The organism is Cytobacillus sp. Bac17 (genome assembly GCF_024519925.1).
Taxonomy (GTDB): domain Bacteria; phylum Bacillota; class Bacilli; order Bacillales; family Cytobacillaceae; genus Cytobacillus; species Cytobacillus pseudoceanisediminis.
The window spans coordinates 127,159-147,861 of sequence record NZ_JALJRC010000010.1 but is presented as its reverse complement, the minus strand read 5'-3'; the positions used below and the strand labels follow the sequence as shown (position 1 = coordinate 147,861).

Below are 20,703 nucleotides of genomic sequence, written 5' to 3'. Positions count from 1 at the left end.
CCCAAAAAAGCCTGCCTCTAATCCTTTTAGAGACAGGCTTTCCGAAAATCATCCTGAGACAAACCCTTTTTTTAATAAATAGATTTCTGTTCTGTAATTATTTACAGCTTCCTCGAATGGCAGTTCTCCCGCAAATTTTTTCACGATATTGTGGAATGTGACAGAGGAAATGATCTGCATCATATGAAAAATTTCATGCTCGTCCTGTATATTCAGCCGCTCCTTATTAATCAGATTGCTGATTTTCTTGAAATCCTCATTCAGGTCATTTTCACCGAAGCTTCTTGCCATAACATTTTCGATTCGATGCGTCATATTAAGAAATAAGTTCCTCAGAAACTGCAGATTTTCTTTTTCCTCTGTAATGATGGTTGTATAAAAGTCGATCATCGCATCAAAAATATCGCCATTATTTTTGCGCAGCATTTCAAGAAAGTGTAGCTTATAAGCAGAAACATGGCTATTCAATAAGTAGAAAAACGCATCTTCTTTGTCATCAAAATACTGATAAAAGCTGCCGCGGGGGATTTTGGCATCTTTTATGATATTGGATATGGATGCCTGATAAAGCGGGACGCGGGCAAATTCCTTTTTGGCCGCATGGACTAAGTTTTCTCGTTTGTCTTCAGCCAAATTGAAAAAAGTTATTTTGGGCAATTCCGGTTCCTCCTTACTGCCAGTCTCTTTTTTCCTCCTTTAAGAATTGGATAAAATAAGGGACTGCCTTTCTGGGATTCTCATTGATCAATGCTTGATATCTCGTTTTAATAGGGTCAGAAGCCCATTGGCTCTTAGTAATCCGTTCTTTAATATACTGTGAGCTCAGCTTTTGAATTTCCAGCTGCTGATGTTTCCCTTCTTTAGAAAGCGCGAAACCGAGCGCACCAATGATGGCGTAAATCAGAATGGTTAACGGCGAAGTTTTCTCATCCTGAACGGTGAAAAACAAGGTCATGAGATTGATTAATGACAGAATAATCAAGGGTGTTGACCAAAAAATATATCTGGATGCTTTTTTCATAATGGGAGATATTTTTTCTTCTAGCTGCTCCAGTTCTCTTTTTACGAAATTCGGCATATCTGTCCACACTTGCATCTATTTCGTCTCCTTTAAGTTTTAATCCCTTTATTGGCCAGCAGAAATTGCAGGCTTTCAGGCGGGAAAATCATGGCTTCATCATCTTCAAGCTGTTTCAGGCCAATCACTTCCTCATGGATGTTTTCCATTTTCCGATCGAGGCGTGAAGCCGTGTCAGCTGCCTCTTTCAGTTCATTCACTATTCTTTGCGGAATTTCTTTATTGTACTTGTAGTAAATCTTGTGCTCGAGACTTGCCCAGAAGTCCATGGCAATCGTCCGGATTTGAATCTCTACAGGAACCAGTTCTTCCCTGTCAGACATAAAAATGGGGATCTGGACAATCAGATGAAGGCTCTGGTAGCCATTTGGCTTTGGATGCTGAATATAATCCTTGCATTCGAGCACAGTTATATCTTTCTGGCCTTCAAGCATGGCTTTGATTTTATAAATGTCTGATATAAAGGAACATGTAATGCGGACGCCCGCAATATCCCTAATATTTTGCTTAATGGATTCTAAGGAAATCTCCAATTTTTTTCTTTGCAGCTTTTTAGATATACTATCTGGAGATTTAATTCGTGATTTTACGTGCTCGATCGGATTATAGTCATGCACATACTGAAATTCTTCTTTCAGAATATTTATTTTCGTATTTATTTCTTCCAATGCGAACTTGTGGGACATCATAAAACGCACTAAATCTGTCCTAAGCTCCTTTAATGTAATTTGTTCAGGCGTATTTGTGACCATAGGGACTCCTTTGAATTTTAGCCTTATTTTTTGGTGGCTTAAAACTGGACGGCTTTTTGCAGATTGCCGCATTTACTCCCTGTTTCTGCAATTTTGAAATAAGCAATTGAATTTTGGACAATGCTTTCACCTCAATGTGACACTGTGTCATCCTTACAATTGAATTGTATATGACATCGTGTCACACGTCAACTGAATATGACACGATGTCACAAATTTGCCTTCTTTTGATTATGGATAGCTGTTTTAGAAACAAAGATCTTGCCTATTTACATGTTAACGATTAAAGCTGTATAATAAATAATTAGTTACTCTCGATAACTATTACTCAAAGTAACTAAATTGGGAGGTTTTTCAGATCGAAACATTTCAGAAGTTTTTTCACCAGCTTGTGCTATTGTATCGCCCATTTGAGAATAGGCTGAACCATGCGTTAAGCAAGCATCATTTATACCGGGCTCAATGGTCCATCATGTATTACTTGAATAATGATGCTTCAGTTACATTGGTGGAGCTTTCACATTACCTTGGCGTTGAAAAACCAACAGTGACAAGGACGATTGCAAAATTGGAGGAGATGGGCTATTTAGAACCTGTTCCGACTAAAGACAAACGGGAAAAAAGAATGCAGCTGACTGATACTGGCAGGAAGGTTTATCAGGAAGTCCGCGCAGCTATTGATGAATTTGAACGGGAAATTCTAAGAGGAATTTCAGAGGAGGAACAGCTCGAAGGGATTCGTCTGATGAGCGAAATCCGCAATAATTTAATGCAGGGAGAGTTATAAATTGAATCAGCCTAGACCGAAGCTTTGGACAAAGGATTTTATTATCGTGTCATCTGTTAATTTTTTCTTAACATTGATTTTCTATTTGCTGATGGTGACCATTGCTGTCTTTGCAGTGGATTACTATAGTGCCACAACTAGCCAGGCAGGGCTTGTGACGGGCATCTTTATTATTGGAACGCTCATTGGCAGGCTTTATATCGGGCGAGCCATTGATAACATAGGGCGTAAGAAAACACTTTTTATCGGATTGATCTTTTTTACACTGACGACTCTTTTATATTTCGTGAACATTGGAATTGCTTTCCTGCTGGTTACCAGGTTTATACACGGCATTGCTTTAGGTGTGGCAAGTACGGCGACCGGGACTATCGCTGCACAAATTATTCCGGCAGCACGCAAAGGGGAAGGAATTGGCTACTTCAGCATGAGCACAACGCTGGCGACAGCTGTTGGGCCATTTATTGGCTTATTGATGATGCAAAAAGTTTCTTTCCAAATGATTTTTGTCTTCTGTTTGGCCATTGGCATCATTGCTTTGATTACATCCTTCTTTTTATACGTTCCTTCAATAGAAGCCTCAGGTGTGAAAAAGCAGGGCTTCCAAATTTCCAGTTTTATCGAGCCAAAAGCAGTCCCGATTGCGTTCATCACACTGGCAATCGCATTCGGTTATTCCGGAGTCCTCTCTTTTATCAATTTTTATGCGATAGAAGTCGATTTAGTCAAGGCTGCGAGCTTTTTCTTTCTCATCTACTCGGCCGCTGTCCTGGTTTCACGCCCATTTACCGGGCGTCTGATGGATCTTAAAGGAGCAAATTATGTTATGTACCCAGCTTTTATCTTATTTGCGGCAGGCATGTTTGTGCTTAGCACAGCAAACAGCAGTTTTACCTTACTTTTGGCTGGAGCGCTAGTTGGGCTTGGCTTTGGCAACATGCAGTCCTGCACCCAGGCAGTGGCCGTCAAGCTGACACCCGCTCATCGGATGGGATTGGCGACGTCAACATTCTTTATCTTTCTAGATGCAGGCTTGGGATTCGGTCCCTATTTGCTGGGATTCATTATTCCAATTACAGGCTATGGCAAGCTCTATGGAATGATGGCAATCTTTGTTTTATTATCAGCCATTTTGTATTATTTCCTTCATGGGAAGAAGGAAGCTGCAGCCTTAAAAAAAATGAATACATCTGTTTCAGCTTGAATCTAAGTCATTGCAAAATATCAAGAGCCATGGACCTTTACCGTCCATGGCTCTTGATCGTTTAGTTCTGAAATACTGTAACTGTTTTAGGACTCGTAGTCACTGTAAAGCCCTGCTTACTTGATACATCCGCACTAATGGTATAAGTCCCATTCGGAAGATCTGCATCTGGAGTCCACTTCAAGTGAATTTCATGTTCGTTTTCCACATTGATTGTGTCAACGGTTTTTCCTGCTTCATCTTTAATGTTCACTGTCCAGTTTACGCGGTTGTTTGCAAATGCATTGATGCCGGCAGGCGTGTTTGCATTCACATTTTTATTAGGATAAACACTGAAGTAGCTTACCAGCATTCCTTCATTAATATAGGAAGGATCCCCCCATACAGCATAGCTCTGGTTAAATGCATGGTCGATACCTAATACGACAACGCTCTTCGGTTCCTCTTTTACAAGGGCTGAAGTTTTTCCAGGTTCGAGCGGCATATACTTCCCGTTATACCAGATGATTGCGCCATTATAGCCGCTTCCCCCTTCGTTATCTTCTGACTTAAAGGAAATCTCATATTGGCCTTCCTTTTGCTGTACCTGAATATCCGAGACTAATGGCGCGACTGAGTCTACTTGAACCGGTAGCCTTACTTCCTGAGGTTTGGCATCCTTGTAATCAAGTGTTGTTTTGATTACATACTGATAGGTTCCATCTTCAACGAATTGCCCATCTTGATTCTTAACATCCCATAAATATCCGTTAATTAAATAATCCCCGAATGCCATAATATTTTTTCGGAACTTCCATGGCTTGCCGGTATATTCACTGAAGTCGCCTAAATAATTGATCATTTCACCTTTATCATTCTCAACGAACATTTCGGTTTTTTGTAAGTTGCGGAGAGCTGTAAAGGATGGGAAAACACCCGGCAAAATAGCATTGGGAGAAATGACAATACGATCCATATTAAATGTTCCGGTATTCGGATCATATCCCATCGGGAACTGTGCCCCTTCATCGTTCCATAAGACTGTATATCCTAAGAAAGCATCTTTCTCCCAAGCAGCAGGGTCGAGGTTTTGCGGCTTGTCCCATTGACCAAAGTAGCCCATATATGGAATTGTCAGCGGCACAGCGGCATCACTGTTTTTACCTGTTGGCACAAGGCGGACATATCCTTCGATAAATGTGCCCTTTTTTACTTTATCCGGCAATTGAATCTGTACATCCAAACTCTTATTTTGTCCTGGCTTAATTTTAAGCGATTTTCCTTCTTTGCCGGTCACTTTTTCACCATTTACGATGGCAGAAGCACCTGAAATCCGCTTGCTGGTCATCGTTAAATATTCTTTGGTATCCAATTTACCGTCATTATCCAAGTCGAACTCTTTTGTTTCAGTTTCGTCTGTTAAAACATCAACGAACACTTTATATTCCAAATCTTTCACGCCTGCATCCTGAAATGCTTCCACATTCAGTTTGAATTGTGTTTTGTTTCCGGTCATTTCTTTTAGAGCAACCGCCCCTGCCTGTTCCAAAGGAGCATTTTTATTTGTGACAAGTACAGGTGTTTTGATCGCATTTTGTATTTGCATCAAACCGGATCCCTGTATGCGTGGTGAGTAAGGGACCTGGTTGTTTGCCCGCGGATCCTGAATGATTTTTGACGTATTCATTAAGGCGATTTTCGCTTTTAATGCCGTTTCTTTGGATTGCGGCAATCCTTTTTCATATAAAGCCTGAAGCAGCAGAGCTGATCCGCCTGCGACATGAGGTGCTGCCATGGACGTACCGCTCATTATTTCATATTCATTGCCGGGAACAGTGGAATAAATCCCACCGCCAGGTGCTGATAGTTCAGGTTTGAAGTCAAGTGTGTGCGGCGTTCCAAAAGATGAAAAGTCTGACATGTTATCTTTTTCAGCATTATCCACCCAAACACCTTTGCTCATCTTCATCTTCACTGTTTGTCCCTTGGACAGCTGCGAAATTAAGGCGTTCCCAACCTCCTTGCTGGTTGTTGCTGCAGGAGTTAGGTAGGGGCTAAAATACAAGAAAGGATAATCAGCTTCGTCATGAGGCGGTACAAGGATAACCGCCTTGGCACCATTTTTTCTGGCTTCAGATTGTACATATGAATATAAACCATATTTTTGATTTGGTTTTGCTACGACTATCTTGCCGGCAACATCTTTCCCGGCAAAATCAGCCGTCTTCCCTTCCCCTACATATACCATTTCATAGCTTTCTCCAGATGATAGAACTTTTGAAAGCTTGAAGTTTACATGGGTCTGATCCTGGTATGGAAGCTGCAATCCGTTTTCATCACTAAGTGCATTCATATGCAATTTAGTATTTTCATAGGATGCTACTGATAGCGCAAATGGGCTGACAGAAGGTTCTCCTGCTGTTCCGATATCCGGATTTTCTGCATACGGCTTGGCAGAGGCCTCCATAATATTATTTTTTGTGCTGTAAGATGAGTTGCCTCCAGCTGCTACCACGAGAGTGCCCCGTTCAGTTGCTTCCCGGATTGACTTTTGGATCGGATCATTTTCTTCTCCAACAAAGCCGGCATCTGATCCAAGGCTCATGTTAATGACGTCAGCCCCCATTGCCACAGCGTGTTCAATTCCAGCAATAATATCATCTTCATAAGCTCCTCCGCCATTATCAGAAAATACTTTTTCAGCTAATAACTGTACACCAGGAGCAATCCCCTTAACCCCATCATTTTCTTCATCGCCATTGGCACCTACAGTACCTGCAACGTGCATGCCATGCGGACTTCCATATTGTCCGCGGGGAATGACATCCGTATCTTCATCGGCCCAGTCATAGCCTGTGGGCACTTTGTCACTATACCAGATGTCATTAATACCCGTTTCAGCGAGTTTTGCGTTGATTTCTCCCTCAGACCATTTCTGCTTGTCTTTCCCTTCATCCGTCAATGTCATATCCTGGTGCGTATAGTCCAATCCGGAGTCAACTACAGCAACAAGCAGCCCTTCTCCTTCATAGCCATGCTGCTCCCAGACTTTTTGCGCCTGCACTAGCTCCTTGCTGGCACTCATGGATGGCTGAAATGTTCTCGCAATATGCACGTTCGTGACACCAGGAAGCTCCTGAATTTCTTTTAAATTACGAAACTCAGTTTCCAGACTGAAACCATTAAACCCTTCAAAAAAGCGATGCTTCACTTTCTTGATAGATTTTTTCTTTGTAAGCTTAGAAATAACCTCGTCTTGTTTTGCCTTCATTTTACTTTTTTTGCTTTGTTTCGTTTTTTCAGTACCTGCTGGCTGTTCGACCTCAACAATTATACGTAAAATTTCATTTGGCTTATATGGCTTCGTTAACCCTTTTTCATTCAGATCCTTATATCCCAGCTTGTCCACTGCATTTGCTTTGGTCTGATATTGGTGGTCCAAAAATATTTTCTGTCCCTGCTTAACAATGTCTTCGACACTTGGAGCCTGGATCTGATCTTCTTGAGCTCCTTGTGCTGAGACTGTTCCCCCGAAAAGCATTGCTGCTGCCAATGCAGAAGCCAGCACTTTATAGGGTACCCCTTTTTTCAATTTCATTTCTCTCCCGCCCTTTCCCCTGGAAAAATTCAATATTTTTTAACTTTTCTTAAAATTTATTGTAGTGCCGGGTCTGAGAGAAGTAAATTGGGGGAATCTAAAAAGAGGGATCCGTTTAATTTCAGAACTTTATATCCAGATCGAAGAATCTCTTTCTATTTAAACAGTATAAAAGGCGCATTTCTGTATCTATTTTCTATTAACCTTCTCACCTTCTGGTAAAAAAGGCTTTCTTAATTACCCCAAATTGAAATCTTAAAATACCTCTTAGGAATAATATTCCACTAACCCTTGGGAAAAACAGACATCTGACATTTCCTGGCTATCTGTTTCTAGCCGATAAGGTATGCTACGATAATAGCCACAAACACAGGGGGGATGCTGTTTTGAAGGAAGGTTTAATTATAAAATATTACCGGGAACGTGCTGGATTGACCCAAACGCAGCTGGGCGAAGGGATTTGTTCTGTGACTCATATCAGTAAAATAGAGCGGGGCCATTCACAATATTCGTCAGAAGTTACTAATTTGATCTGTAAACGGCTGAATATAGATCTTATTAAAGAGCTTCAAAAGTTTAATATGCTGGAGACAAAACTTCATGAGTGGCTGGAGGCCATGGTTAAACAGCAAAAAGAAGATATAGAATTAATTAAAGAGGAATTAGCCCAAAATCCTTACCTGCATTTTTCGGAAACAAAATATTTTCATTCAATCATTTTGGCTCGTTATCACCTGATGCAAGGAGAGCAGGAAAAAGGCAAATCGCTTTTAGACAGCTGCCAAAAAGCCTGGGTCACCCTTGACCGTTTTGAACGGAATCTTCTCGAGCATACATGGAGCATTTATTTTCTAAACTTACATAATTGCAAAGAAGCCATTGCCCATTTAAAGAATATTAACCCTAAAGAATATAATAACCATGAATATTATTTTCACCTCGCAACCTCTTCTCATTTGATGAATGATAGGGTAAAAGCCTATCACTATGGTACTCTTGCACTATCCTATTTTCGGGAAACCAATAATTTTAAAAGAATTCTTGATACAGAAACCGTTTTACTGATACAAATGGGTACATACGACCTTTGCCAATTTGAAGAAACCGTTAAGCAGTATCATACATTAATCAAATCCTGCCGGGCTCATAAAGAAGAAGCCAGGGAAATGAACCTTTGGCATAATCTTGCCGTTGAATACTTTGCAAAAGGCTTTTATTCAGAAGCGAGCGAGGTTTACAAAAAGCTATTGGAACAATCCGAGGTTAATCCAAACCCACCTTTAAAATTAAGCGCTATTAGAGGGTATGTTCATAGCTGCCTTAATCTGGATCATTATAAGAAACAAAATCTCAGATTCTTGCTGGACGATGGCCACAGACTGGCTGAACAATTTCAAAATAAAACCTATCAATATGTTTTTTATATGCTCGATATCCTTTTAGAAGATAAAGACATAAATGATTACTATCTCTTTTTAGAAAATACATTCCTTCCCCACCTTCATGAATTAGGGAATAGCACATTAATCTCTCTCTATGAAAAAGAACTGTTTCATTATTATAGGACGTCGTCACAGCATGAAAAAGCAAGCGCGCTTGCAGCCAAATACTTTGAACCCCACGTTCATTAAATATAATTGAGTGAGGAAAGTCTTCTATAATCCCATAGAAGACTTTTCTGTTTGTACTTTTTTTTCCGCTCTCTCCCAGTCCGCCTTTTGGACTAATCCATGGTTCGTCTCCCCAAAAGGCGCTATGTCTTATGCCCCTAAAAATTCCCCCAAAAAGGAAAATATTAGATAAAAGATAATTAAGTATTTAAGAACAGCTGCCTGGCATAATTCACCTATTATTAATAGATAAGGAGAGGATCACATGCTGGAGGGGGAAATTATTAAATTCTACCGGGAAAAGTCTGGTCTTACACAAGCTATGTTAGGAGAAGGGATTTGTACTCCTACCCATGTAAGCAAAATCGAAAGAGGGAAAACAGCCTATTCACCGGAAATTATTTCACTTTTCTCTGCGGTTCTAAATATTGACATTCAAAAGGAAGTTGAATATTTTCGGGATTTGGATAAGCGCCTGCAGGAATGGCATAAAGCCATCATTATGTATAGATTAGCCAGGGCTGAGGAAATAAAAAATGAACTGGAAAGTACACCTTTTATTCAGTCTTCTAAATATGCAGCCCACTATCTGCTTTTAAAGGCAAGATACCATTTGCTGCATCAGGAGTTAGAGGATGTATCCCGGATTATTAAGCAAATTAGCCATGAGTTTCATCACCTCTCCCTTTTTGAGAGAAATTTATTTTACCATGTTCAAGGGATGTATTATATTAATCAAGCAATAAAACCTGATTGCACGAATCAGCAAAAGGCACTTCAGGTCTTAAAAAATATCGATATAAATGAATATGGCAATGAAGAATACTTTTATCACTTGGCAATTGCCTATCATTATATTGACTCAAAAATCATGGCTTACATGTTTGCAGAAAAATCTTTGCAGCACTTCAAAAACACGAATAACTATACGATGGCGATAAAAGCTGAATCCATTATCCTCCTGCAGATCAGCAGTGATATTTTAACCGACATGGATAAACTGGCAGAACGTTATCATCATTTAATCTGGGACTGTGAACGAATTGGATATCATGACTATAAAGGGCTCCTATACAATAATTTAGGATTTGAGTATTTTAACAGGGAACAATATGCTAAGGCAAAGGATTGCTATAAACAGGCTTTGCGTTTAGCTGACAGGAATACAATCATTTATCTTCAGCGATTATACTCTTACCTTAATTCCTGTGTAGAAGGCAAATTATCCGGCAAAACAGCTCTCCTTAAAAAAGCATGCGAAGGGATTCAGGTTTCAAAGGAGCTTAAAAGCACTTTATACTTGTCGTTATTTAAACTTTCTAAGTATCAGCTTTATCATCAGCGCGAGAAATATTTTAAGTATTTGGAAGAAAAGGCTTTCCCTGAATTTGTTAAAATTAAGCATATAATTCTTATGCGCAGGTATGGCAAAAAGCTTTATGAATATTACATCGAGACAGGTCATCATGAAAAAGCCATTCATCTGAACCGGCTGCTTGAAGGCAATGAATTAATTAATGTGTAAAAAAATCCCTTGAATATTCTTTCAAGGGATTTTCCGTCCATTTCTATTTTACTGTTCCTTCAGCCTGTTGTGCATTGAATTTCCATTCCACCTGCAGCGCATCTCCCTGGAATTCGTTTTGATCCCCTCCGTTATCGACAAATTCGAACAGCACAATAATTTTATCGGTTTCCCCAGGGGCCAGGCCATCCGGCACTGTTCCCCCGCCTACAAAGTTATCAATGGCTGTTAAATCTGGAGTTTGTGATTGCAGTTCATACAAAGTCGTCTCTGCAACCTGTACGGTTGCGTTGGCCTGATTATATAGGATGGTCACTTTTATATGCTTCCCGAAATCATCTGCATTTGCAGCTCCATTTAATTTTGCATCTTCTACCTGGTAGTTTGTATGCAGCAAGATCTTGGAAATATCAAGAGTGCCGCTATTTGTGATGGTAAATTCACGTGAAACTTCATCACCTGGTTTTAAATCGCCAATATTGACGATTGTTTCAGGGTTTACCGCCAAATCCAGGGTACCTGCTGCAAACGTGTTATTCGTAATCTCCGTATCGCTGAAGTAAGCGTATGTACCCCCACCCATTAATGAAAAACCTAAAGCAGCTGTCAAAAGTCCTTTACTTACCTTTTTTGCAAATCCCATGTTTCTTCCTCCTTTGGATCTTATAAATTTATTTAACTCTTATTACCTGTGGCAAATAAGAGGCATAACCGGAGTATTAAGCGTTTTTAGTTTCGTATTCTTTAAGAGCCAGAAAAATTGTCCTCGCAGCAGATAGCAGCAGGAGCAGTCCCGGGATAAACAGCAGGAGTGCGGAACCTTCTTTGGATGCTGCAAACTCAGCCGCATAGCCTGCATATGGGATGGTAAAACCTACATATTTACCGGCTATATTTTTAGGCTGGACATATTCCATATCCGGAGCGTCATTGTTGTCGCCTTTTGTTTGATATAAAACCCCGGCTTTCGTTTTCTTTACTTCGACAATTCTATGGGTAATTAATTTATCTCCTGATTTAAATGTAATAATATCTTCCTTTTTTAAATTTCTGTCCGGCTGTTTCACTACAATGATGGACCCTGTCATGAAAGTCGGTTCCATGGATCCCGATAAAACAGCTTTTGCCTGATAACCTTTAAGGGACGGTTCTCCTCCGGATGCTTTTGAGGATATCACCCAAACAGCAAGCAGACACAGGAGCATCAATCCTGCTGCACTGATACATTTACTCAGTATTTTCAAGGCTCTCTTCATTGGCTATTTCCTCCTCTTCATCCTTCTGTTTATTGTCCTTGCTGTCAGTCTGTTCTTCCGCAGGATTCGCTTGTTCCTCAGCTGGCTCTTTGTGTTCAATCACCTGATTTTCCTGTTTCCTGATAGGCATTTCTAATTGATCATCCGTTTCCAATTCGTTTGTCTTAATGTCCTCTCCCTGCTGCTGCTTCTTCTTTTGCTCCTGCAATTTTTGATAAAAAAGCTGTTCCAGCTCCTGAAGGTTAAGAGAATCATTTATTCGCAGAAGGAGTTTGTCTACTTTAATGAAACCCTTACTTACAAACTCATATCCTTCCTTTTTTTCTGCTTTTAGAAACAGTTTTTCCAGTTCAGCTCTTATTCTATGAAGTTTCTTCAAGCTGGCTGTTATCTGTTCTTTTTTTCTCAAAAATTCGGAGGACGGATCTGCGGTCTCATTTAACAGCCCGTTCTTCACAAATGTTTCTAAACCGGCGTGTTCTTTTAGTATTTGTTCACTGTTTATCCTGGCTTCCTCTTCAAGCCCGTGAATATATGATGGGAAAACAAAAGCAGTGGAAATTATAATAGGCTTTGCCTCTGCCTGGCTTGTAAAGGCAGCTTCTGTTTTCCCGACAAGCTGAGTGCCTGTATAAAAACTCAGGCAGCAAAGACACGGCAAAATGAGTTTATTCAATCCCTTCTTCATCCCCCGCTCTCCTCCCGAAAAGGTGTCTGTGGAACAAGCATACGAGAGGTCATGTGCAAAGTAAATTGGGTTATTTTGCGGTATTCCAAGGCAAAATACAGGCTATTTTGATTTCCGAATTCATAAAAGACAGGCATATCACTGATCCCTATAACCCAATTGACCATTCGTGGAATTTTCAGAATAATTGACCTTGAAATACCAATCCAAACTAAGAGGTGATCAGTTTGAAAAGAAATAAGCTAAAAAAGAAAGTACTCCCTGCAGTTCTGGCAGCTTCGTTTTCCATCTCGGGACTATCACTGCCCGCAAAAAATGTGCTGGCAAATGAAGAAATCGTTAAGTATCATCAGGAATTAAAGACGCCTTCCTACATAATTGGGACCTGGCAAGCTCCTGAAGGACTGAGCAAGGAAGAAGCTGTATATGCATTCCTTCAATCCAAGGCGAACTTATTCAAAAACGCCGGCTACGAGGCCAAGGATCAATTCAAAATCATTGATCAATTCGATGATAAGCAGACAAACACACACCATTTCAGAACAGTAGAGCAATACAACGGAATACCGGTATACGGAGCACAGCAGACCATTGCTTTGGACGACAAAAACAATGTGACAGCCTTCTTCGGTAAAGTTACACCAAATCTGGCACGTTCCATTATTCCTACAGAGGCGAAACTGGGCGAAGATGAAGCATTGGAAAAGGCAAAGGAAAGCATTGAAGATAAGATCGGAGAAGTGAAGAGTTATGATGGTATAGAAGGAGAACTTGTTATTTATCCGCATAACGGGCAAAAGCATCTGGCTTATTATGTAACAGCTTCCACCTCAGCGCCGGCACCAGGGTATTGGCATTATTTTGTAGATGCTGTAACTGGAAACATCATTCATAGCTATAATGCCATCACGGAACTGACACCATCTTTACCTGAACAACCTGAGGCACAGCAGACTGCTTCTTCCCAGCCTGAACCGAAAGCACTTCCGACTGTTTCAGAACCTGTTCAAGCAAGAGGAATGGATATTTTCGGGACACTTCAATCATTCCAGGCGGTTAAAGACCCGGAAACAGGAACGCACTATTTATTCGATGGGACAAGATCTGAAGGTGTCCATACATTTAAAGCGAACCGCATGCCTGAAAACGCGTTTATAATCCTTTCAGCCCTGCTTGGAATGACCGGATTCGAGGTGGAAAGCAGAAACAACTTCTTCTATGATCCTTCTGCGGTGTCTGCCCATGTGAACGCAGGAAAAGTTTATGATTATTATAAAAAGGTACATGGCCGGGATTCCCTTGATGGCGAAGGAATGAAATTAGTTTCAACTGTCCATATCGGTTCGAAGTGGAATAATGCTGCATGGAATGGCAAGCAAATGCTATACGGAGATGGAGACGGAACCAGGATGATTTCCCTGTCCGGGGGCCTGGATGTAATCGGGCATGAAATGACACATGGAGTGATCACCAATACAGCCGATTTAATTTATGAAAATGAATCCGGTGCGATCAATGAATCCATTGCAGATATTTTAGGGGCTTTTGCTGAAAATAAAACAGGTGAAGACCTATGGTTATTGGGCGAGGATATTTGGACGCCAACTACACCAGGTGACGGTCTCCGTTCCATGAGTGATCCAGGTTCGGTCTATATCGGCGGCTATACAGAATCAGGCTACTACCCTGATCATTACAGCAAACGTTATATTGGAGAACTTGATAAAGGCGGTGTCCATATCAACAGCAGCATCAACAACAAAGCAGCCCACCTGATCACAGATGGAGGCACTCATTACGATGTTTCGGTTACAGGCATCGGAAAAACAAAAGCCGAGAAGATTTTCTACAGAGCACTTACCCATTATCTGACAGCAAGCTCCGACTTCAGCCAAATGCGCCAGGCAGCCATCCAGGTAGCAAGAGACCTGCATCCGGATTGAAACGGACAGCCTTCCGCTGAGGTAAACGCAGTCATGGCAGCATATGATGCTGTTGGCGTCCAATAAAACTGCCTTCTAAAAAATAAAGAGAAACTCGCCACGCTTCGGCGAGTTTTTTAATATATTTTTGTCCTTCTTATAGCTGAAAGGATGCCTAAAATGACGGTTACGATATGGGATAAGAAAAAGGTATAAACATTAAAGTAAAGACTATTTGTGTATTGATTGAACCAGCCAAAACGGTAAATTCTTGAATCCGGGTTATCCGGCGTCCCGCCTAGAGCAGTGATCAGCTCACTTGTGTAATCATTCATTTCAATCATCAGCAAAACACAGCCGGCAAGTGAAAAAAGCAGAATTCCTACAGTTATTTTACCATCTTTCACCATCTTTGTTTTTACAAGCTTAAAAGTATAGACCCAGCTGGAAATAAAAACAGGTGTAAAAAGAAAGATTACGAGGATGCCTAAATTTCCATTGCCGGAAGTCACATGCGGATTTACCGTAAAAAGGTGTTCTATCAGGTAAAAACCAAAGAATGAAAACAGGAAGGACAGGATCCAAAAGATCAGTTTTTTACTCAAGAACAGACCCCTTTTCGTGATTTGCTTAATTCTAATTAGCACTATTTTATTAGCCCCGCCTTTCTTTTCATGCCGGCTTCCTACCTCACACTCTCAACCAGCAGGTAAATCCCTGTGAAAATCAAGATACTGTATGTAAAAACCTTGAAAAAACGCTGATTGATTTTAATAAATAAAATTTGTCCCAAGTATAGACCCAGCAGCACCAGCGGCAAAGCATACAAACTTGAAAGCCAAATCGTCTTATTGGTCCCTGCAAAGATTATCTGAAATACCAGACTTGCGGAGTAGATAAACAAGTAAAAAGCCAAGGTAGTTCCCCTAAGCCGCTCTTTTTGGGTATCAGTTCCTGAAAAATACAACAGGAGCGGCGGGCCGGGCATGCCAATGCTGGTTGTCATTATTCCTGACAATCCGCCCACTGAATAATCCCTGCGGCTTGTTTCTTTCACACGGAAATTCGCCATCAAAAGGATCGTTAAAAGCAAAATAATGAAACTGACAGCTAACTTCAGCCTGGAAATATCCAAAAATAAAAAAATGGAAATTCCGATAGGCAGCCCGGCTGCACTTCCAATTGCAAACCTTTTCAAAACTCCAAAGTCTGTATCCTTCTTGATTTTTGAAAATAATGCGGCAGAAATCATTAAAGATAAAATCAAATTAATTTGAATGGCTTCTCTAGGTTCAAAAAGAAGCAGCAAAAACGGTGTGGCCAGGATCGAGAAACCAAATCCCGTGCTTGTCTGCAGAATGGATGCAATTAAAATAATAAAGATGAAAAGAAAGATTTCCATGCACAAAACCTGCTTTTTACCCTATTTTAACACAGCCTGGAAACAATCTGGCACACTTTGGTCTTTTCCTATACAATAATGGAAGGAATATGCAAAAGTGTGGTGAGTTGATTGTTTAAAGTGCTATTAATTGAGGATGATGCCTCCCTTTTTTCTGAAATCAAAGACCGCCTCTCCCAGTGGTCTTATGAAGTCCATGGAATTCAGGACTTCAGTGGAGTCATGAAGGAGTTTGCCGGCATTCAGCCCGATTTGGTCATTATCGATATCCAGCTTCCGAAGTTCGACGGGTTTCATTGGTGCCGGATGATTCGATCACATTCGAATGTGCCGATTATTTTCCTGTCATCCCGGGATCATCCAACAGATATGGTCATGTCCATGCAGCTTGGCGCTGACGATTTCGTCCAAAAGCCCTTCCACTTCGAAGTCCTGATTGCCAAAATACAGGCAATCCTCAGACGCGTCTATAACTATAGTGCCGTTCAGAATAACCTAAAGACCTGGTGCGATGCGGCGGTTGATTTCGAAAAGAATACCGTTACAAATGAGAGTGGCTGCATAGAATTAACGAAAAATGAAATTTACATATTAAAGCTTTTGATAGAAAGAAAAAATCAAATTGTCAGCAGGGACGATATCATTAATAGCCTATGGGATGACAAACGATTCATTAGTGACAATACTCTTACGGTCAATATTAATAGACTAAGGAAGAAGCTTGATGACATCGGGCTTGGCGCAAAGATCGAAACAAAGGTCGGCCAGGGATATATGGCAATTGAAGAGGATGCCTCGCATGTTTAGGAAATATATCAGAGAAAGGTTAAGCTGGATCCTGCTGTTCGGTTTCCTTCAGGTGCTTGCCGCCTTTGTAGTATATATGGACTCGGCCATATCCTTTAAGCCCTTCCTTTATTACACCTTTTTATCTGCAATCATTTTCACAGGATTCATCTTTCTCCGTTATCAGAAAGAAACACGATTTTACAGAGAAGTAGCCGAGCGGGAAAATAATTTAGATTTATCGAGCATACCGGAGCCTGAAAGCCCATTTGAAAAAATAATGGAGTCGGGCCTGGTTAGCCAAACCGAACGGTTTAAAAAGGAGTTCACCCAGAACTGGACACTTCTCGAGCAGGAAAAAGATGAACTGCTGTCCTGGATTCATGAAGTAAAAACACCCTTGACTGCCATGCATCTCATGATTGACCGGATTGGGGATCAGAATCTGAAATCCGCCCTAACGTATGAATGGCTGCGCATCCACCTTCTTCTTGATCAGCAGCTGCATCAAAAGCGGATTCCTTCAATGGAAAATGACTTATATATTGAAATGATTCATCTCGAAGACATCCTATTCAGCGAAATCAAATCTCTGCAGTCCTGGTGCATGCAAAAAGGCATTGGCTTTGATATGGAAATGGAAGAAACAGAAGCTCTAAGCGACGCAAAATGGTTCAGTTTTATCATACGCCAGCTTTTAACCAACGCTGTGAAGTATAGTGAGGAAACAGACATTTTGATTTCGAGTTTCCTGCAAGACAGTAAAATATCCTTGAGGATTCAGGATTTTGGCAGAGGCATCGATCAGAGGGATTTGCCTCGAATCTTTGAGAAGGGGTTCACCTCCACTGCAAATCATCATGAAAACGCAGCAACAGGCATGGGGTTATATTTAGCCAAAAAAGCCGCAGACCAGCTAAAAATAAAAATCCATGTAGAGTCTTGTTTAGGCAAAGGCACAATCATGACACTAGTCTTCCCTACGCGCAATGATTTCGTCAGCATAACAGGCATGTGACAAAAATGTCACATGCTTTTGCTGTTTGTTCGTTCAATCGAAGGAATTACATATACGTTACCTTCTATAATAAAGCTATCAAAGAAAGGATGGTTACACATGTTTGTACTAGAAGCCAAAAAAATTCATAAAAGCTACGGCAATAAATTTAATAGGCAGGAAGTATTAAAAGGAATTGATATAAAAATTGAAACGGGTGAATTTGTAAGCATTATGGGCGCTTCAGGTTCTGGGAAGACCACTCTTCTCAATGTACTCTCGTCTATTGACAGTGTTAGCGGCGGAGAAATCAAGATTGAAGAAAAGGAAATGACAAGACTGAAGGAAAAGCAGCTCGCACAGTTCCGCAAGAAGCACCTCGGGTTTATTTTTCAGGATTATAATCTCCTGGATACATTGACAGTAAAGGAAAATATCCTTCTCCCCCTTTCCGTCAGCAAAACACCAAAAAAAGAAGCAGATGAAAAGTTTGCAGCGGTTGCGAGTGAGCTCGGAATATTCGAGTTAAAGGATAAATACCCTAATGAAATTTCCGGCGGGCAAAAGCAGCGGACTTCCGCAGCCCGTGCTTTCATTCATGAACCAAGCATCATTTTCGCGGATGAGCCGACAGGTGCGCTGGATTCGAAATCAGCATCAGACTTACTGAATAAGTTAAGTGATTTAAATCAGAAAAGGAAAGCAACGATTATCATGGTCACCCATGATCCTGTGGCGGCAAGCTTCTGCAGCCGGGTTATTTTCATCAAGGATGGCCAGATTTATACTCAGCTGAATAAGGGTGATCAATCAAGACAGGCTTTTTTCAAAGATATCATGAAAACACAGGGCGTTTTGGGCGGTGTACAGCATGAGCATTAATACCATCATCCTCCGCAATTTGAAAAAGAATCTGAAAAATTATTATCTTTATGTATTCGCCCTCATTTTCAGTGTCGCGCTTTATTTCGCCTTTGTCACCCTTCAATATGACCCATCGATGTCCGAAGCAAAAGGCTCGATTAAAGGTGCAGCAGCAATCAAAACAGCCTCTATTCTGCTCGTGGCGATCGTTTCCATCTTTCTTCTGTACGCCAACACTATTTTTATCAAAAGGCGAAGCAAAGAAATCGGGCTTTTTCAGCTGATAGGAATGACAAAAAATGAAATTTTCAGGCTCCTTAGCCTGGAAAATCTCCTGCTGTATTTTGGTTCTTTGATCATTGGAATCTTTATCGGTTTTTCGGTTTCGAAATTAATACTGATGGTCCTTTTTAAATTGACAGGTGTTGAGGGAATTGCATCATTGCACTTTTCAAGTGAGGCGCTTTTGCAGACTGTCATCGTCTTTACGGTTATTTATATTTTCATCATGCTGATGAACTTTGTTTTTATCAAAAGGCAAACCATTCTATCTTTATTCAGGGTGGTTTCGATTGCAGAAGGAAAAGTCAAAAAGCTGTCCATTTTGGAAATGATATTGGGCGTGCTTGGTTTAGCCTTGATCATTGCCGGCTATTATATCTCTTCCCTTTTATTCGGCGGGGATTTCACATCCATGAACGAGCTGTTCCTCGCGATGGTGGTTATTCTTGCTTCCGTTATCATTGGAACCTACCTTTTCTATAAAGGATCGGTAAGCTTTATCGCCAGCCTGATCCGAAAAAGGAAAGATGGATACCTGAATGTAAACGAAGTGCTTTCATTGTCCTCCATCATGTTCCGCATGAAGTCGAGTGCACTGCTTTTAACGATTATTACAACTGTGTCCGCCCTTGCGATCGGGCTGCTGTCATTAAGCTATATTTCTTACTACTCAGCGGAAAAATCAGCCCAGGATAGCCTCCCCTCCCACTTTTCGTTCACTGACAAGGAAGATGCAGGGAAGTTTACCGGGAGCCTTCAAAAAGAGGGATTAGAATATAAGGAAAAAAGTATTGAGTTATTGCATGTAGATGCTAATATGAAGGACATTCTGGATGTCAATCTGGAAGAAATGAATTTTGATTCACCAAACATGATCTTGCCTGTTGTAAGCGAAACATCCATAGATGGCATTAAGCTTTCTCCAAAAGAAACCGTACTGACAGGATATAATGATGCACTGCAGAAATTTATGACGCTCAAGGACTCAGGAGAACTTGAGTTCATGGGAAAAACAAACACGATTAAACAAAAATATTTAGGGTTAAAAAAAGATTTTGTTCTCCCGTTTTATTTTACATCAGGCGGTCTGCCTGTTGCTATTGTGGATGAGAAGGTATATGAAGACCTGAAAGCTGATCTAAATCCTGAACTCCAGGATGAAGATTCGCTTTTCATCGGAGTGGATATGAAGAGTGACAGCGATATTGAAAAAGCCAATACACTCTTCAAAGAAATGGAATTCAGCGGCAGAGCCGATTCCCAGCAAGAGATGAGCACAAGGCAAAAAATGAACATGGGACTGATCATGTTTATTGTCGGGTTTCTCGGTTTAACCTTTTTGGTCACTTCAGGCTGTATTCTATATTTCAAACAAATGGATCAGAGTGAGGATGAAAAACCAAACTATACAATCCTGCGGAAACTTGGCTTTACACAGGGAGACCTGCTGCGCGGAATTCAATCCAAAATGGCTTTCAACTTTGGAATTCCGCTTATCGTCGGCCTTCTGCACAGCTACTTTGCCGTACAATCCGGCTGGTTCTTCTTCGGAAGCGAGCTTTGGATGCCGATGATCCTGGTTATGGTGCTTTACACAGTGCTTTATTCGATTTTCGGAATTTTGTCTGTAATCTATTCGAAAAAAGTGATAAAAGATGCACTATAATAGAAAAACCGCTCAGGTATGCTGGCCTGAGCGGTTTTATTTGCAGTTTTGCAGAGTTTGTTTGCAAGTTCCAGCTGTTTTTTTGCAGGTTTTCTAAGGTTATTTCCTAATTTCCGATTTGTTTGCAATTTCTTCGCATTTATTTGCAAATTGTCTCATTTTATAACTTTTGATTAGCTGTGATTCAACAATTAACTTATCCAGTTCCCGGCTTAATTTCAAGGTCTTTTCATCAGTTAGTCCCCTTGAATAAATGCAATCAATCATAGCTTGTCTGGTCTGTTCGATTGCCTTTATCAATTCCATT

General features: G+C 40.7%; 18 protein-coding genes and 1 pseudogene. 9 read left to right on the top strand and 10 right to left on the bottom strand.

What is annotated here, in order from left to right; all coding sequences use genetic code 11:
• Positions 1-48: 48 nt before the first annotated feature.
• Genes NR125_RS14290 through NR125_RS14280 form a run of 3 tightly spaced genes read right to left on the bottom strand, consistent with a single transcriptional unit; the run spans position 49 to position 1,830 of the window.
• Positions 49-657, bottom strand: coding sequence for a TetR/AcrR family transcriptional regulator (locus tag NR125_RS14290; RefSeq protein WP_071156107.1), 609 nt, complete (start codon positions 655-657; stop codon positions 49-51).
• A 13-nt stretch (positions 658-670) separates the two neighbouring features.
• Positions 671-1,096 (bottom strand): DUF5392 family protein, encoded by a 426-nt coding sequence (locus tag NR125_RS14285; protein ID WP_071156109.1) that lies wholly within the window; start codon positions 1,094-1,096, stop codon positions 671-673.
• Between the two features lie 14 nt (positions 1,097-1,110).
• Positions 1,111-1,830 (bottom strand): GTP pyrophosphokinase, encoded by a 720-nt coding sequence (locus NR125_RS14280; RefSeq protein ID WP_071156140.1) that lies wholly within the window; start codon positions 1,828-1,830, stop codon positions 1,111-1,113.
• 391 nt (positions 1,831-2,221) lie between these two features.
• Between NR125_RS14280 and NR125_RS14275 the strand changes: the two genes are divergently transcribed.
• Both NR125_RS14275 and NR125_RS14270 read left to right on the top strand, forming a co-directional pair.
• Positions 2,222-2,617: a MarR family winged helix-turn-helix transcriptional regulator gene (locus NR125_RS14275; protein ID WP_083390446.1), complete on the top strand. Its 396-nt coding sequence runs from the start codon at positions 2,222-2,224 to the stop codon at positions 2,615-2,617.
• A 1-nt stretch (position 2,618) separates the two neighbouring features.
• On the top strand, positions 2,619-3,821 hold the full coding sequence (locus NR125_RS14270; RefSeq protein WP_256815526.1) for an MFS transporter: 1,203 nt from the start codon (positions 2,619-2,621) through the stop codon (positions 3,819-3,821).
• 61 nt (positions 3,822-3,882) lie between these two features.
• Here the strand turns inward: NR125_RS14270 and NR125_RS14265 are convergent, their stop codons facing one another.
• The gene (locus NR125_RS14265) at positions 3,883-7,398 is read right to left on the bottom strand and encodes a S8 family serine peptidase (RefSeq protein WP_256815525.1); all 3,516 of its coding nucleotides are present in this window, start codon (positions 7,396-7,398) and stop codon (positions 3,883-3,885) included.
• A gap of 386 nt (positions 7,399-7,784) precedes the next feature.
• Between NR125_RS14265 and NR125_RS14260 the strand changes: the two genes are divergently transcribed.
• Both NR125_RS14260 and NR125_RS14255 read left to right on the top strand, forming a co-directional pair.
• Positions 7,785-9,029 carry a helix-turn-helix domain-containing protein gene (locus NR125_RS14260; protein WP_256815524.1) on the top strand — a complete coding sequence of 415 codons (1,245 nt, stop codon included), beginning with the start codon at positions 7,785-7,787 and terminating at the stop codon, positions 9,027-9,029.
• A 244-nt stretch (positions 9,030-9,273) separates the two neighbouring features.
• Entirely contained in the window at positions 9,274-10,533 is a 1,260-nt protein-coding gene (locus NR125_RS14255; protein ID WP_009334344.1) for a helix-turn-helix domain-containing protein, read from the top strand.
• A gap of 43 nt (positions 10,534-10,576) precedes the next feature.
• Here NR125_RS14255 and NR125_RS14250 read toward each other — a convergent pair whose 3' ends face one another.
• From NR125_RS14250 to NR125_RS14240, 3 genes are all read right to left on the bottom strand, one after another.
• Positions 10,577-11,176 (bottom strand): TasA family protein, encoded by a 600-nt coding sequence (locus tag NR125_RS14250; protein WP_019383142.1) that lies wholly within the window; start codon positions 11,174-11,176, stop codon positions 10,577-10,579.
• Between the two features lie 76 nt (positions 11,177-11,252).
• Positions 11,253-11,789: a signal peptidase I SipW gene (gene sipW, locus NR125_RS14245; protein ID WP_009334341.1), complete on the bottom strand. Its 537-nt coding sequence runs from the start codon at positions 11,787-11,789 to the stop codon at positions 11,253-11,255.
• Entirely contained in the window at positions 11,761-12,477 is a 717-nt protein-coding gene (locus tag NR125_RS14240; RefSeq protein ID WP_019383143.1) for a DUF4047 domain-containing protein, read from the bottom strand. Before NR125_RS14240 ends, sipW begins: the two co-directional genes overlap by 29 nt.
• Before the next feature lie 227 nt (positions 12,478-12,704).
• On the opposite strand from NR125_RS14240, the pseudogene NR125_RS14235 reads away from it, so the two are divergent.
• Positions 12,705-14,486: pseudogene (locus NR125_RS14235) on the top strand (M4 family metallopeptidase).
• Positions 14,487-14,536: 50 nt separating this feature from the next.
• On the opposite strand, the gene NR125_RS14230 reads toward NR125_RS14235, so the two are convergent.
• Together NR125_RS14230 and NR125_RS14225 are read right to left on the bottom strand one after the other, a co-directional pair.
• Positions 14,537-15,004, bottom strand: a complete 468-nt coding sequence (locus NR125_RS14230; protein ID WP_019383146.1) for a hypothetical protein — start codon at positions 15,002-15,004, stop codon at positions 14,537-14,539.
• Positions 15,005-15,084: 80 nt separating this feature from the next.
• Positions 15,085-15,801 (bottom strand): sulfite exporter TauE/SafE family protein, encoded by a 717-nt coding sequence (locus NR125_RS14225; RefSeq protein WP_251157523.1) that lies wholly within the window; start codon positions 15,799-15,801, stop codon positions 15,085-15,087.
• A 111-nt stretch (positions 15,802-15,912) separates the two neighbouring features.
• On the opposite strand from NR125_RS14225, the gene NR125_RS14220 reads away from it, so the two are divergent.
• The 4 genes from NR125_RS14220 (at position 15,913) to NR125_RS14205 (ending at position 20,396) form a co-directional block, all read left to right on the top strand.
• Positions 15,913-16,608, top strand: coding sequence for a response regulator transcription factor (locus NR125_RS14220; protein WP_009334335.1), 696 nt, complete (start codon positions 15,913-15,915; stop codon positions 16,606-16,608).
• Entirely contained in the window at positions 16,601-17,605 is a 1,005-nt protein-coding gene (locus NR125_RS14215) for a sensor histidine kinase (protein WP_019383148.1), read from the top strand. The genes NR125_RS14220 and NR125_RS14215 overlap by 8 nt, the downstream gene beginning before the upstream one ends.
• A 99-nt stretch (positions 17,606-17,704) precedes the next feature.
• Positions 17,705-18,466 carry an ABC transporter ATP-binding protein gene (locus tag NR125_RS14210; protein ID WP_019383149.1) on the top strand — a complete coding sequence of 254 codons (762 nt, stop codon included), beginning with the start codon at positions 17,705-17,707 and terminating at the stop codon, positions 18,464-18,466.
• Positions 18,456-20,396 (top strand): ABC transporter permease, encoded by a 1,941-nt coding sequence (locus NR125_RS14205; protein ID WP_071156129.1) that lies wholly within the window; start codon positions 18,456-18,458, stop codon positions 20,394-20,396. The genes NR125_RS14210 and NR125_RS14205 overlap by 11 nt, the downstream gene beginning before the upstream one ends.
• Before the next feature lie 99 nt (positions 20,397-20,495).
• Here NR125_RS14205 and NR125_RS14200 read toward each other — a convergent pair whose 3' ends face one another.
• Positions 20,496-20,702 (bottom strand): aspartyl-phosphate phosphatase Spo0E family protein, encoded by a 207-nt coding sequence (locus tag NR125_RS14200; protein ID WP_009334330.1) that lies wholly within the window; start codon positions 20,700-20,702, stop codon positions 20,496-20,498.
• Position 20,703 lies beyond the last annotated feature (1 nt).

What these genes read in the sequence shown, in the direction of transcription:
- NR125_RS14210 (WP_019383149.1), top strand. Translation starts at nt 17,705, where the DNA reads ATGTTTGTACTAGAAGCCAAAAAAATTCATAAAAGCTACGGCAATAAA.
- NR125_RS14265 (WP_256815525.1), bottom strand. Translation starts at nt 7,398, where the DNA reads ATGAAATTGAAAAAAGGGGTACCCTATAAAGTGCTGGCTTCTGCATTG.
- sipW (WP_009334341.1), bottom strand. Translation starts at nt 11,789, where the DNA reads ATGAAGAGAGCCTTGAAAATACTGAGTAAATGTATCAGTGCAGCAGGA.
- NR125_RS14205 (WP_071156129.1), top strand. Translation starts at nt 18,456, where the DNA reads ATGAGCATTAATACCATCATCCTCCGCAATTTGAAAAAGAATCTGAAA.
- NR125_RS14225 (WP_251157523.1), bottom strand. Translation starts at nt 15,801, where the DNA reads ATGGAAATCTTTCTTTTCATCTTTATTATTTTAATTGCATCCATTCTG.
- NR125_RS14200 (WP_009334330.1), bottom strand. Translation starts at nt 20,702, where the DNA reads ATGGAATTGATAAAGGCAATCGAACAGACCAGACAAGCTATGATTGAT.
- NR125_RS14240 (WP_019383143.1), bottom strand. Translation starts at nt 12,477, where the DNA reads ATGAAGAAGGGATTGAATAAACTCATTTTGCCGTGTCTTTGCTGCCTG.
- NR125_RS14255 (WP_009334344.1), top strand. Translation starts at nt 9,274, where the DNA reads ATGCTGGAGGGGGAAATTATTAAATTCTACCGGGAAAAGTCTGGTCTT.
- NR125_RS14285 (WP_071156109.1), bottom strand. Translation starts at nt 1,096, where the DNA reads ATGCAAGTGTGGACAGATATGCCGAATTTCGTAAAAAGAGAACTGGAG.
- NR125_RS14215 (WP_019383148.1), top strand. Translation starts at nt 16,601, where the DNA reads ATGTTTAGGAAATATATCAGAGAAAGGTTAAGCTGGATCCTGCTGTTC.
- NR125_RS14280 (WP_071156140.1), bottom strand. Translation starts at nt 1,830, where the DNA reads ATGGTCACAAATACGCCTGAACAAATTACATTAAAGGAGCTTAGGACA.
- NR125_RS14250 (WP_019383142.1), bottom strand. Translation starts at nt 11,176, where the DNA reads ATGGGATTTGCAAAAAAGGTAAGTAAAGGACTTTTGACAGCTGCTTTA.